General features: G+C 40.2%; 14 protein-coding genes. 10 read left to right on the forward strand and 4 right to left on the reverse strand.

The features are described 5' to 3' along the window. Nucleotides 1-2: 2 nt before the first annotated feature. On the forward strand, nucleotides 3-458 hold the full coding sequence (locus HC175_RS00965; RefSeq protein ID WP_168136649.1) for a low molecular weight protein-tyrosine-phosphatase: 456 nt from the start codon (nucleotides 3-5) through the stop codon (nucleotides 456-458). 2 nt (nucleotides 459-460) lie between these two features. Continuing rightward, nucleotides 461-1189 carry an SAM-dependent methyltransferase gene (locus tag HC175_RS00970; protein WP_168136650.1) on the forward strand — a complete coding sequence of 243 codons (729 nt, stop codon included), beginning with the start codon at nucleotides 461-463 and terminating at the stop codon, nucleotides 1187-1189. Here HC175_RS00970 and HC175_RS00975 read toward each other — a convergent pair. The 4 genes from HC175_RS00975 to dapF form a co-directional block, all read right to left on the reverse strand. Next, complete coding sequence (locus HC175_RS00975; protein ID WP_168136651.1) at nucleotides 1167-1841, reverse strand: peptidoglycan-binding protein LysM; 675 nt, start codon at nucleotides 1839-1841, stop codon at nucleotides 1167-1169. The two genes, HC175_RS00970 and HC175_RS00975, sit on opposite strands and share 23 nt — an antisense overlap. Before the next feature lie 192 nt (nucleotides 1842-2033). After that, the gene (gene mltG / locus HC175_RS00980) at nucleotides 2034-3077 is read right to left on the reverse strand and encodes an endolytic transglycosylase MltG (RefSeq protein WP_168136652.1); all 1044 of its coding nucleotides are present in this window, start codon (nucleotides 3075-3077) and stop codon (nucleotides 2034-2036) included. Further along, nucleotides 2998-3600, reverse strand: coding sequence for a GNAT family N-acetyltransferase (locus tag HC175_RS00985; protein WP_317172057.1), 603 nt, complete (start codon nucleotides 3598-3600; stop codon nucleotides 2998-3000). Before HC175_RS00985 ends, mltG begins: the two co-directional genes overlap by 80 nt. Next, a complete protein-coding gene (dapF, locus tag HC175_RS00990; protein ID WP_168136654.1) occupies nucleotides 3597-4385 on the reverse strand; it encodes a diaminopimelate epimerase in 789 nt (262 codons plus the stop codon). The genes HC175_RS00985 and dapF overlap by 4 nt, the downstream gene beginning before the upstream one ends. Before the next feature lie 121 nt (nucleotides 4386-4506). Between dapF and HC175_RS00995 the strand changes: the two genes are divergently transcribed. From HC175_RS00995 to HC175_RS01030, 8 genes are all read left to right on the forward strand, one after another. Next, complete coding sequence (locus HC175_RS00995; RefSeq protein WP_168136655.1) at nucleotides 4507-5871, forward strand: S1C family serine protease; 1365 nt, start codon at nucleotides 4507-4509, stop codon at nucleotides 5869-5871. A 125-nt stretch (nucleotides 5872-5996) separates the two neighbouring features. Next, nucleotides 5997-7445 (forward strand): glyceraldehyde-3-phosphate dehydrogenase, encoded by a 1449-nt coding sequence (locus HC175_RS01000; RefSeq protein WP_168136656.1) that lies wholly within the window; start codon nucleotides 5997-5999, stop codon nucleotides 7443-7445. A gap of 114 nt (nucleotides 7446-7559) precedes the next feature. Further along, entirely contained in the window at nucleotides 7560-8630 is a 1071-nt protein-coding gene (locus HC175_RS01005; RefSeq protein WP_168136657.1) for an AsmA family protein, read from the forward strand. 174 nt (nucleotides 8631-8804) lie between these two features. Next, on the forward strand, nucleotides 8805-9386 hold the full coding sequence (locus HC175_RS01010; RefSeq protein WP_168136658.1) for a hypothetical protein: 582 nt from the start codon (nucleotides 8805-8807) through the stop codon (nucleotides 9384-9386). 70 nt (nucleotides 9387-9456) lie between these two features. Continuing rightward, nucleotides 9457-10143: a tRNA (guanosine(37)-N1)-methyltransferase TrmD gene (trmD, locus tag HC175_RS01015; RefSeq protein ID WP_168136659.1), complete on the forward strand. Its 687-nt coding sequence runs from the start codon at nucleotides 9457-9459 to the stop codon at nucleotides 10141-10143. Between the two features lie 116 nt (nucleotides 10144-10259). Continuing rightward, nucleotides 10260-10610 carry a 50S ribosomal protein L19 gene (rplS, locus tag HC175_RS01020; protein WP_168136660.1) on the forward strand — a complete coding sequence of 117 codons (351 nt, stop codon included), beginning with the start codon at nucleotides 10260-10262 and terminating at the stop codon, nucleotides 10608-10610. Between the two features lie 536 nt (nucleotides 10611-11146). After that, nucleotides 11147-13366, forward strand: a complete 2220-nt coding sequence (locus HC175_RS01025; RefSeq protein ID WP_168136661.1) for an NADP-dependent isocitrate dehydrogenase — start codon at nucleotides 11147-11149, stop codon at nucleotides 13364-13366. A 108-nt stretch (nucleotides 13367-13474) separates the two neighbouring features. Next, the gene (locus HC175_RS01030) at nucleotides 13475-13882 is read left to right on the forward strand and encodes a DUF2141 domain-containing protein (protein WP_168136662.1); all 408 of its coding nucleotides are present in this window, start codon (nucleotides 13475-13477) and stop codon (nucleotides 13880-13882) included. Nucleotides 13883-13944: the final 62 nt, after the last annotated feature.

Genomic DNA, 13944 nt, shown 5'->3' on the forward strand with positions numbered 1-13944 from the left:
TAATGAAAACCAGGATCCTCATGGTGTGTCTTGGCAATATTTGCAGGTCACCCCTGGCCGAAGGTATCCTGAAGTCTAAAGTTGACCCTCAAAAGGTTTTTGTTGACTCTGCAGGAACCAGCAATTATCATGTTGATGATTGCCCAGACCCTCGGTCCATCTCTATAGCCAAAGAATATGATCTCGATATCACTTCCCAGCGAGGAAGACAATTCTCTGTAAAAGATTTTGACGATTTTGACAGGATCTACGTAATGGACATGTCAAATTACCACGACGTTCTAAAGCTTGCCCGAAATGAAGAAGACAGGAAAAAAGTTGATCTTATTTTGAACGAGCTTTTTCCAGGAGAGAACGTTGAAGTTCCCGATCCTTATCATGGAGGTGCAGATGGTTTCAAGAAAGTCTATGAGATGCTAAATGAAGCCTGTGAAGTAATATCTAAAAAATATAACTGATTTTGAGTCTGTCCTTCTCACACTCCGGAAAACTTTATTTGCTGCCTACTACGCTTGGTGACAATGATCCTCTTGAGGTGTTACCAGCAACTGTTAAACAACAGATGGAAAAGCTCACCATTTTTATTGCAGAGAATGAGAAAACTGCAAGAAGATCAATTAAAAAACTCCTCCCCGAAAAGTCGCAGCCTTTACTGAAGTTTCACCTCCTTAATAAACATACAGATCCATTAGAGATACCTTCTTTTCTTGATGCATGTAAGGAAGGCCAGGATGTAGGCCTATTAAGTGAAGCGGGATGTCCTGGAGTGGCAGACCCGGGTGCTGAGGTGGTAAAAATTGCCCATAGAGAAGGTATAAAGGTAATCCCCATGGTAGGTCCATCCTCTATTTTATTGGCTATGATGGCCTCTGGAATGAATGGGCAGAATTTTGCCTTTAATGGTTATTTACCTATAGACAAGGGAGAGCGAAAAAATGAGATCAGAAATTTAGAAAAGTTATCGCTAGAGAAAAATCAAGCTCAATCTTTTATTGAGACGCCTTATCGCAATAATAAGATGCTTGAAGATCTTATTCTGTTCCTGCACCCGGCAACGCGAATTTGCGTAGCATGTGACCTTACCTTAGCTTCTGAATTTATTGCTACTAAAACAGCATCAGAATGGGGCAAAACAAAAGTGGACCTTCACAAAAGGCCCACGATCTTTATATTACAGAAGGATTATTGACCTTTGCAGTCCTGTCTGGCACTACAGAGGAAGTGTCGTATCCCGCGAACTTTTTAAAATAATGCTTAATCGAGGTTCCAAATCCGTCGTTAAAGCTATTGGCTCCATTACTTCTAAGAAATTTTTTGACATTTCCGGGGCCAGCGAGATGAGCGGCTGCAAGAATACCAGATTCTGTTATCTGAATTCCATTCACAACCTGATCTTTAAATTTCTCAATGTCTTTTCTTAAGATCCACTTATTACGGGAAGCATTAGCGTAAAAGGCTTCTTCCTGAAGATCGGGAGAATTAAGAAATAAGTTAGTATCCCGTATTCCAATTAACTTAAGAGTACCTCTTCCAAACTGGTATTTCCCCATGTAACCAAACTCATTGATTATCTTATAATCTCCCCCAGATTCTTTAAATCCCAGCGCTTCTTTAAAAGCAACATAAGATTTACCTAATTCTGGAAAACTGGTGGTTTCTGGCTCTATGACTAGAACCTCGGGCGCGGCAGGCACTTCAAAGACCATTTCCTCATTAAAAGTTCTGAATTCTTCCAGAACTGCATCGTTAATATCCTGCGCTTTTTTAGTTGAAAAGCTATAAAAGAATATAGACGCTCCTACAACCGGTAATACTGAAAATTTTGCAACTTTCTTCTTCATCCTATTTGTTTTTGTTCCAAGAAAAACCTTACAGATCTCCTCGAATCGGCCGACAAATGTAAGAATTTTTTTAATAATCTTACTATCAGCATGTTAAACCGATCTTAAAGGTTTATTTCCTGGTCCAGAATAAAGCATAGAACGTGCCAAAGACAGTTTTAGTACAGCAACCTATTTTCAATAGAGAAATGTCTACCTGTTAATTCTCTGTTGATTTATCCAGCGCACATATTCACTCTTGTTTCTATTGTGCTGCGCTAAAGTCTTTGCAAACTTATGATAACCGAAATTTTGCACATCGGCTACAAAATAAAAGTAGTCATGATCTTCATAATCCAGAACAGCATCAATAGAACTTATGTCGGGCATTGTTATTGGCCCTGGTGGCAAATGCCTGTACATATAAGTATTATACGGCGAGTCGATCTTGAGATCCTTATATAATACTCTTTTTATTATGGTGTCAAAATCCTGGAGTTGGTGTTTTAAAGCGTAGATAACTGTAGGATCTGCCTCCAGTTTCCATCCCTTCTGAATTCTATTCATATAGACTCCGGCTACTTTTGGCCTCTCATCAATTTTGGCTGTTTCCTTCTGCACAATAGAAGCTACAACTGTCACCTCATGAGGCGTGAGACCTATTTCTTTAGCTTGTTGTAACCTTTCCGAATTCCAGAACCTGTCGTATTCTGTTTTCATCCGTTGCCGAAAATCTGCCGCCGAGGTATTCCAGAAGAACTGGTATTTATTAGGGATATACATGGAAAGAGCGTTCTGCCGGTTAAAACCCTGTTCTTTTAAAAAAGCTGAATCGGTCATCATTTCTAAAAGGGATATACTATCTGCCTCGATCTGAGTGGCGACTCTTCCTGCCAGATCTTCAACCCGCTCCTGATTGTTAAAGGTTACCCACACCGGCTCATTCTTACTTCTTAGGGTATTTATAATCTCGTTATTGCTCATTCCCTTTTTCAGAATATACCTTCCTGCCTTTACATTACCGGCATAACCTTTTTTTTGTGCAATAAGATCAAATTTCTCCTTATCCTGCAGCAAAGGAAAAAGTTTTTCCCTAACCTCGTCATAGGTTGCATTTGTGGGAATGAAGACTTCTGCTGTTTCTTCTTCAAATGCTGTATTGGGATCAAAAATGACTTTATAAATATAAAATGAGAAACCTGCCAAACCTAAAATACCAAGTAAAGCTATGATAAGAAGAATTCTTTTGATGTACATGTTTTAAGTTAAGCAGTTGATAAGTAAGCTCGGCCTTGTACTCTCCGTTTACAAGATTCCAATCTTTTTTATTGGCAGAAAGTATAAATCCAGATTTTTCGAAAAGGATTCTACTCGAGGTATTGTCTTCCCCTACGTTAGCATACACCTGGTGCAATCCTAAATGAGCGAAACAATATTTCGCCACCAGATTCAAGGCTTCAGCACCGTAGCCTTTGTTCCGGTATTTGAGCGGAGCAATGAGAATACCCAGTGCTGCCCGACGATTTTTGGGATCAAAATCAAAAATATCGATGAGTCCCACAGTTTCACCATTGTGGGTTGAAATGACCAGCCGTAGCTGCTTCACCTCATAGATGTCCTTATGGGAATTTTCCAGGTACTGCTTCAAGATGTACCTCGAAAAAGGCACACTCGTTGCACTTACTTCCCAAAATTCTTCATTGTTCTCTATTTCAAATAGAAAGTCCAGATCTTCAGGCTCCAGCGCCCTAAGAAAGATTTCATCTCCTTTTAATGTCACCAATTGATTTCTCCTTTAAACACCTGCTTCGCAGGTCCAGTTAACCAGATATCTTTAAATCCTGTTCCCTCAGGTTTAAATTTTACAGCAAGCTGTCCTCCCAAAGTTTCCAGATGTATGGTGGTAGAATCGCTTCTTTTAGTTGCGGAAACGGCAAGTGCTACAGCTGTTACTCCGGTGCCACAGGATAAGGTCTCATCTTCAACCCCCCGCTCGTATGTCCTCACACTATAGGTGGCGTCATCTATTTGAGACACGAAATTAACGTTCGTCCCACCTGTTTCCTTATAGGCATCTGAATATCTCACTGCTGCTCCTTCTTTCCTGATGTCGATCTCAGTTATGCTTTCTGAAAAAATGACATGGTGTGGGGATCCGGTATTGATAAAAATGGCATTCTCTGTCTCTCTTATCCCATCGACGTTCATCATTTTTAGCCCAACAAGTTCATTCTCGATGACTGCTTCATGCACACCGTCTATAGCAGAGAAACGAGCTTCGCTTTTAATGATCCCCAAGAACGCTGCAAAAGCAACTAGGCATCTTCCTCCGTTCCCACACATACTGCTTTCATTCCCGTCTGCATTGAAATAGACCATTTTAAAATCGTCCTGGGGATCATTAGAATGCTCCAGCAAGATGAGGCCATCTGCTCCCACCCCAAATCTTCTGTCACATAAATTACGGATCAATTTGGTATCATTTTTGGATATTTCAGCCGACCGGTTATCAAACATGACAAAGTCGTTCCCTGTACCCTGGTATTTGTAAAATCCTAACTTCATAAAGCAATTGTGAGGGTCAAAGATACAATAAACCAGAAAAAAGACAGGGTGCCGAACCTAACCGAAATTTGATAATGCCGAACAAAAACGTCTAAATATTAATACTAATACATTCAGAAAGATGAAAAGAACAGCCAGTTTATTTTTGACTTGCATTCTGAGTGGAATCCTTACCCTTGGTGGATATTTTTTATTTTTCAACGAGGATACTATTTTCATTCAGGAGAGTCCGGGAATTCCCGCCTACACACCAGTTAACATGAATTCGCTTCCTAAGGACGGAGGTGTTGATTTTACAGAAGCCGCTAATAAATCGGTCAATGCCGTGGTTCACGTTAAAAACGTGGCGGCTGTAAGAAAGAGCCCTTTTTCCTCAACTACTGCCCTTGCACTCCAGGGAACAGGAAGTGGGGTGATCATTTCTCCAGATGGATACATTGTGACCAATAACCATGTTATTCAAAATGCTAATCGTTTACAGGTAACACTTAACAACAATCAGAATTATATGGCCGAGGTGATAGGATCTGATCCAAAATCGGACATTGCATTACTAAAAATAGATGCTGAGAATCTCGACTATCTCCCATTCGGAAATTCAGATAATGCCGAAATAGGAGAATGGGTTCTCGCAGTTGGTAATCCATTCAACCTGACTTCTACTGTAACTGCCGGGATAATTTCAGCCAAATCCAGAGATCTGGGAATGGATTCCAACGTATCCTCTTTTATCCAGACTGATGCAGCAGTGAATCCCGGGAACAGCGGTGGTGCACTGGTTAATACTTATGGGGAGTTGATAGGAATCAATACTGCTATTACGTCTCAAACTGGAACTTATGTAGGTTATGCCTTTGCTGTTCCCTCTAATAATGCCAGGAAGATCGTAGAGGACATTCTCGAGTTTGGCGATGTGCAACAGGGAATTTTAGGAATAAGGGGAGTTCAGGCCGCCAACCTTCCGAAGGAATTTAATGTAAATGTTTCTGAAGGAGTATATGTAGATGAGGTAGAACAAGGCAGTGGCGCAGATAAAGCCGGAATTGAATCTGGAGATGTTATTACAAGAATTGATAATGTCAATATCAGGAAATTTTCAGACCTCACAGGTTATATAGGCTCCAAAAGACCTAATGACATCGTTGAAGTCCAGGTGATTAGAGACGGTGAAGCCGAGGTTTTTAAAGTAAAACTGACAAAGTATGAAGTTTTTCAGATCAAAGAGATTGGTCTTGAGGTGACTAACGCCTCTCCTGAAGAACTTAGTAAGAAAAAAGTTGCAAATGGAGTTAAGATCACGCGGGGCCTTACACCGCAAATGCAAAATGAGCAACTTTACGGTACCATTATTACTGCAATTGATAATATCCCGGTTTCAAGTATTGCAGATGTGGAAAAAGTGATGAAGCGGAGAAATCCTAGTGATCCTGTCACTGTCACTTTTGTAACCCCCGATGGTGAAAAACAGAAATATGTTTGGAGATAATTAAAAGATAACCCTATATGAAAATTCCTGCCACAAGAGGCAGGAATTTTTTTGTTAAAGATGGTCTACGAAAACGTTTGAAATATATATTTTTGCCGAAAAATAAAACAACACAACTTATAAAAATGAGCACGAACGAAATTTACGAAAAAGAATTAGCCTTTCAGGCAGACCGTCGCAGGGCTGCAGTTCAATTTATAAAAACCGTAAGTGACCTTTGGTACGACAAATCAATAGAACTTGTACTTTTTAGAAATCAATTGATAGACAGGAATGTTAGTGATATTCTTGATCTACATGAGTATGCCGGAGAATTCGTGCAGAAACCCATCTCTATTTTTGATTCAGTAGAAATTGCTGAGGCCATTCAAAGACTGGATTTCCCACCTGCAAAGCTTGATATTGGAAAAATGACCTACGAGTATCATCTTGAGGATCAAAAATATGCTAATGCCACAGCTTTCGTTTCAGACAAATTGAAAGACGCGAAGAAAGTAGAAGAGCTCACCCCAAAAGATGTGGTGCTTTATGGCTTTGGAAGAATAGGTCGCCTGTTGGCTAGGGAATTAATGACCCGAACAGGAAAAGGAAGTCAGCTGAGATTAAGGGCCATTGTGACCCGAGGAAAAATAAACGAAACTGTACTTGAAAAGAGAGCAAGCCTGTTGAAAAATGATTCAGTTCATGGAGATTTTTCCGGCACTGTCTCTTATAACAGTGAAAAGAGTTGCCTTATTATTAATGGAACGACAGTTCATATGATCTCGGCAAATGAGCCGGAAGAGATTGACTATACGCAGTATGGAATTCAGGATGCCTTGATCATAGATAACACCGGCGCCTTTCGAGATGAAGAAGCACTAAGCCGGCACCTTGTTTCAAACGGAGCGTCAAAGGTACTGCTTACTGCCCCTGGAAAAGGAATACCGAATATTGTACACGGAGTAAATCACAAGGACTATGATCCGGATACCGTCTCAATATTTTCGGCAGCTTCCTGCACTACCAATGCAATAACTCCCGTCCTTAAGGCGGTACAGGATTCACTGGGTGTCACCCACGGGCACCTGGAAACTATTCATGCTTATACAAATGACCAGAATCTTGTTGACAACATGCACAACAAGTATAGAAGAGGGCGTGCTGCCGCCTTGAATATGGTGATCACGGAAACGGGTGCAGGCAAAGCAGTTTCAAAAGCGCTTCCTGTTTTTGAAGGAAAGCTTACTTCCAATGCTATTAGAGTACCTGTTCCCAATGGTTCTTTGGCTATTCTTAACCTCGAAGTAGAAACCCCCACAACAAAGCAAGGCATAAATGACATTTTAAAGAGGTATGCGCTCGAAGGAGATCTGGTAGAGCAGATAAAGTACTCGATAGATAATGAATTAGTATCCACAGACATTGTTGGTTCTGCTCAACCCTCCATTTATGACAGTAATGCAACGATCGTTACTCAAGATGGAAAAAACGTAGTACTGTATGTTTGGTATGATAATGAATATGGATACAGTCACCAGGTCATACGCCTGGCAAAATACATTGCAAAAGTGAGGCGATTCACTTATTATTAAAAAGGAGGTTTAATTAGTTTTCCTGCCCGTCAATTATATTGGCGGGTTTTTTTTATTAATTTCTTAACTACACAGAAAGCCTAATTTCTGGACATTTATAAATATTCATTACTTATGAATATTAAAAAAAGAAATCTCCTCCTTTTACTACTTGGCCTGGTTATCCTTGGCAGGATCTTATTACCCTATTTCCTGGAGAGATATGTTAATAGAGTACTTAATGATATTCCCGGTTATACTGGATATGTCGAGGATATCGATGTAGCTCTTTACAGGGGCGCTTATGTAATTGAGGGTCTGCACCTCGACAAAATAAATGCTGATGTCTCCACTCCTTTTCTCATGATCCCCAAGACAGATATTTCATTAGAATGGAAAGCTCTATTTAAAGGAAGGATCGTTAGTGAAATTTATCTGCATGATCCCGTGATCAATTATATCTACGAAGATCAGAAAAAAGGATCTCCAGAAGGGAAACCCAAAGTTGTAGACTGGAGACAGGCTTTAATTGATCTGGTACCTATTGAGATCAATCACTTCCAGATAAATAATGGTAAATTCAGTTATGTAGAATTTTCTGCAGATCCACAAATAGATCTGGTAATGGATCACATAGTCTTAAGCGCTACCAATCTCAGAAATGTGGAACGTGCAGGCGGCCCCTTACCCTCTACAATACATGCCACTGCTGTGTCCTTTGGTGGAGGCAGTGTTTTGCTCACGGGTAAAATGGATATAATGCAGAAGATTCCTGACCTGGACCTGGAATTTTCCCTTCAAAAAGCAGACGTCACAGCTTTAAATGATACATTTTTAAAATTTGCAGGAGTTGATTTTGCACGAGGCACCTTTGAGCTTTATGCAGAAGCTGCTATAGCCGATGGATATTTAAAAGGCTATATAAAACCCATGTTCATCGACACCGAGTTAATAGGGAAAGAAGATAAAGGCTTTTTCGAAAAGGTATGGGAAGGTTTCGTGGGAGTATTCAAATTTCTTCTCAAAAATCAAAGTACGGATACCCTCGCGACAAGAACCCCTTTTGAAGGGGATTTGAAAAATGTGGATACCGGATTAACAGCTACTATTTTAAATATTTTCAAGAATGCCTGGTTTAATGCCTTTACACCACAGGTGGAAGAAGACATTAATTATTCTGATGCAAAGCGGGCATCAGAAGATTAAGTAAAAAAAGATCCCAGCATAACCAAAGGGCAAGATTTAATTCTTTAATTTTGCGCGCCCTTTCACTTCGTGTACAGATAACCAGGAAGTTAAAAGAAAAAAATATTTTTTTCTTTTACAATATACAATTCCTGGTCTCGTTGTGGTAGTGGATAGAAAAATGAAAAAACAGCTATGAAAAAGATCCTTTTTGCCTCCCTTTTTTTAATGAGTATGACCAGTGGTTTTGCACAAATTTCTTCGGAAACCACCATTGATGAAAAGTTCCAGGAATTAATAACCAATTCAAATAATTTTAAGGGTTACAAGGTAGTGGACACCGAGGAACTCACTACGCTTCAAAATCTAACTTCAAACCGTATTGCTGAGTTAAAGCAGGAAATTGCCCTTTCCAAGGAGGCTACGGCAGCTCAGGAAAAAAAGATGGCCAGCCTAAGAGCTGAGATGGAATCTCTGGAGGCAAACCTTGCTGAGATCACCATGGAAAAAGATAACATTGACTTTTTAGGAATGTCCTTAAGTAAAGCGACTTATAACACTGTTATGTGGAGCGTGATTGGCATTTTAGTAGCATCACTTCTTCTTTTTGTAATTAGATTTAGAAGAAGTCACATCCATACTACTGAAGCCAGAAAGAATCTGGCAGAACTTGAAAAAGAATTTGATGCCTACAGAGTAAAAGCTTTGGAGAAAGAACAGCGTCTGGGCAGACTTTTACAAGATGAAAAGAACAAACACCTCAAAGTAGCCAAGTAATTCATCCTTTCTTTTCGTTTTCAATTATCTTTGCAGGTTAACAGATAACCTGCAACGCAAACCTCATTCCATGCGAATAGATATTATCACAGTCGTTCCCGATATTTTGAGAAGTCCTTTTGAAGCCTCTATTCTTAAAAGAGCTATTGAGAAAGGGCATGTCGAAATACACCTTCATAATTTGAGAGATTACGTTAGCGACAACTATAAGCAGGTAGACGATTACCAGTTTGGAGGAGGTGCAGGTATGGTCATGATGATCGAACCTATTGATAAATGTATCTCAACTTTAAAAGCTCAGCGGGATTATGATGAAGTGATTTATCTTACCCCCGATGGGGAAACTCTGAAGCAGGGAATTGCTAACGAATTATCCTTAAAGGAAAACCTTCTTATTCTTTGTGGTCATTACAAAGGTGTGGATCAACGAGTCAGGGATCATTTCATTACCCGCGAGATTTCCATAGGGGATTTTGTGCTTTCTGGTGGGGAATTGGGTGCTGCAGTTCTATGCGACGCGATCATACGTTTGTTACCCGGAGTACTGGGCAACGAAACCTCTGCTTTGACAGATTCCTTTCAGGATAACATGCTCGCTCCCCCAATATACACCCGTCCTTCAGATTATAAAGGATGGAAGGTGCCAGCTATTCTCACCTCTGGAAACACCCCTAAAATTGAAGAGTGGAGAGAGGAACAGGCCTATGAACGCACCAGAAGCCTGAGACCCGATCTACTTTCGGAAGAAGAAAAATAAAAACTGGCTTCTTCTTTTCAGAAAAGGAATTTTTATTACTTTTGCACACGTTTCTGGACCAACCTCTGGCGATACCCGTGAATGTTGCTTTAGACTTTATTTAAACCATTACAGATATGGAATCCTTAATTAAATTTGTACAAGACGAGTTTGTAACAACAAAAGATTTCCCTGAATTTTCAGCCGGAGATACTATTACTGTTTACTACGAAATTACTGAAGGTCAAAAGACCCGTACGCAGTTCTTCCGTGGAGTTGTGATCCAAAAAAGAGGAACAGGTGCTTCTCAAACTTTTACTATTCGTAAAATGAGTGGAACTGTAGGCGTGGAGAGAATTTTCCCACTTAATCTTCCTGCTCTTCAAAAAATCGAGATCAACAAGCGTGGAAAAGTTCGCAGAGCCAGAATTTACTACTTTAGAGAACTTACTGGTAAAAAAGCTCGTATTAAAGAAAGAAGAAGATAGTCCTTTCGAAATACCAATTATAAAGCCCCAGTATATGGGGCTTTTTTATTTCCTTAAACTTTAAGAATACTTTATAAGTTTCTGGGCTTTAAATAGTTGCAGAAGACAATTTCTCTTCGTAAATTTATTACAGAGTTTTAAGCTGAAAGAATGTCGCAAGGAATTCTTCCCTTGAACTCGATGTAGAGCAAAGATCTTTACATAAGTTTTTACCCTTTTGAATAACAATATGTTGACCATAGTTGGTTTAATTCGGTAAAAACGTTTTTGAATCATTTACACACACTCTTTTGGGACATGTAAATGATTTGGATGAAATAACAACCTGCTTGTGAAATTATAGATTTCACTTGAGAATGTAAAAGTTCAGCAAAGAATTGTTATTTCATTAGAGCCATTTCATTATCTAAATAGTGAAATGGCTTTTTTTTGTCTTTCTGACGCCTTATCTCCCTTATCTTCTACAAATTCTACTGTGAAAAGACCTTTTAAAATGGTAAATTGCATCCCCTAATTGTATAATCAAACCCTTTAATATGTCAAAGACACCAAAGATCATTTATACTAAAACAGATGAGGCACCGGCGCTCGCTACATACTCACTTTTGCCTATTGTTGAATACTTTACCAAACCTGCAGATATCGTACTGGAAACCCGCGATATTTCGCTCGCCGGTAGAATTCTGGCGCAATTTCCTGAAAGGATGAATGGCAAACCTGTTTCAGACGATCTGGCTGAACTTGGGGAACTCGCAAAACAACCTGAAGCAAACATCATAAAGCTCCCAAATATTAGCGCCTCCATTCCGCAGTTAAAGGCAGCAATTGAGGAACTTAAGCAAAAAGGATATGACCTGCCGGCATATCCCGATGAACCCAGGAATGATGAAGAGCGAGAAATAAAATCCAAGTACGACAAAGTTAAAGGAAGTGCCGTGAATCCGGTGTTGCGAGAAGGAAACTCCGATAGACGAGCGCCAAAGGCAGTGAAGAATTACGCGAGAAAGAATCCGCATTCCATGGGAGACTGGAGCAAGGATTCAAAAACTCACGTAGCTACTATGGGTGAAAATGATTTTCGTGCCAATGAAAAGTCTGTCACTCTTGAGGAAGCCACCTCGGTGAATATAGAATTTATCGGGACATCTGGAAACAAATCCATTCTTAAAAAGGACCTTCAGCTTCAAGAAGGGGAAATTTTAGATGGAACTTTTATGAGCAAAAAAGCCTTACTCAGGTTTTTGGAAGAGCAGGTAAAGGACGCCAAGGAAAAAGGAGTACTCTTTTCTTTGCACATGAAAGCGACGATGATGAAAGTGTCTGACCCAATTATTTTTGGGCACGCCGTTAGAGTTTTCTTTAAGGACGTCTTCAATAAATATGGAACCGAACTACAACAAGCTGGGGCCGATCCCAACAGTGGATTAGGAGATGTTCTTAGCGCCATCAATAACTTACCTGCTAGTAAACAAGAAGAAATAAATGCTGCTATTGAAGCAGACCTTAATGAAGGTCCAGATCTTGCGATGGTAAATTCAGATAAAGGAATCACCAACTTACACGTTCCAAGTGATGTGATCATTGATGCATCCATGCCTGCAATGATAAGAACATCTGGAAAGATGTGGAATGCAGATGGAAAGCCTCAGGATGCCAAGGCAGTAATACCCGATAGCAGCTATGCTGGTCTTTATGAAACGACAATTCAATTCTGTCAGGAACATGGTGCTTTTGATCCTACTACGATGGGCACGGTTCCAAACGTGGGATTAATGGCGCAAAAGGCCGAAGAGTATGGCTCTCATGACAAAACCTTTGAAATAAAAGAGGCGGGAAAAGTGCAGGTCGTAACAAAAGATGGGGAAATACTGCTGCAACATGAGGTGGAAGCAGGTGACCTTTGGAGGGCCTGCCAAACTAAAGATGCGCCGGTTAGAGATTGGGTGAAACTTGCTGTGAGCCGTGCAAAGGCGACAAATATTCCTGCCATTTTCTGGTTGGATAAAAATCGCGCGCATGACGCCGAAGTGATCAAGAAAGTCAATTCATATCTCCAGGAGCATGACACGAATGGTCTTGACATTAAGATCCTGTCTGTAGAAGAGGCTACTCAATACACTTTAGAGCGCGTAAAAGATGGAAAAGACACCATTTCGGTAACAGGAAACGTGTTGCGGGATTACCTCACCGATCTTTTCCCTATTCTGGAATTGGGAACCAGTGCAAAGATGCTTTCAATTGTGCCTCTTATGAATGGAGGTGGCTTGTTTGAAACTGGAGCTGGAGGATCTGCTCCTAAGCACGTACAGCAATTTGTAGAAGAAGGACATTTGCGCTGGGATTCACTTGGAGAATTTTTAGCCCTTGCAGTTTCACTTGAACATCTAGGGGGAAAATATGGTAATAAGAAGGCGCTTGTACTTTCTGAAGCACTCGACAAGGCAACTGAAAAATTCCTTGATCAGGACAAATCCCCATCCAGGAAAGTGAATGAACTTGATAACCGTGGCAGCCACTATTACCTCGCATTATATTGGGCTGAGGCTTTAGCCCAACAGAGCCAGGATTCACAATTAAAGGAGCATTTCACCAAGGTAGCTAAAGAACTTCAGGAAAATGAAGGAAAGATCTTGCAGGAATTGATTGACGCTCAAGGTTCACCTGTGGAAATAGGAGGATACTACTTCCCTGATGAGGAAAAAGTCAGCAATGCTATGCGACCAAGCCACACTCTTAATAAGATTTTAAAGAACTAGTCACTTTTTATTCAGGATAATACAGGGCCGGGACGAGATTTCCGGCCCTTTTTATTTTCAGGACGTATTTGAAATCACTACTTTACATCAGAACCAAAAGAAAAAAAGATGAAGAATCTTATATATCTGGCTTTTCTCTTTCTCAGTCTTGGCAGTCAAGCCCAAAGTGCAGACCTTTCTGTTGAAGTCTCTAATGTTTCAGGAACTAAAGGCATCGTCATCTTCAGCCTTTTCAATAAGAAAAATTTTATGGGTCCCTCGCCTTTATCATCTCTTAGAGCTAAAATTAAAGATGGTTTAGCATCAGCAAGTTTTAAGGATCTAAAACCGGGGGAATACGGGGTTATAGCACTTCATGACAAAAATGAAAATGGGAAAATGGATTACAGTGTACAGGGAATGCCCCTGGAGGATTACGGAGTTTCCAATAACACGCTGACTTTTGGGCCTCCACAATGGGAAGATGCGGCATTTATTATAGAATCCAAAGATAAAGAACTCAAGATCAGATTCTGAAAAGGCATAGGCAAAGTGATTTAAAATCTGTTTTTCCATAGAAAAAATAGATACTTTTGCGG

The organism is Salinimicrobium oceani (genome assembly GCF_012037645.1).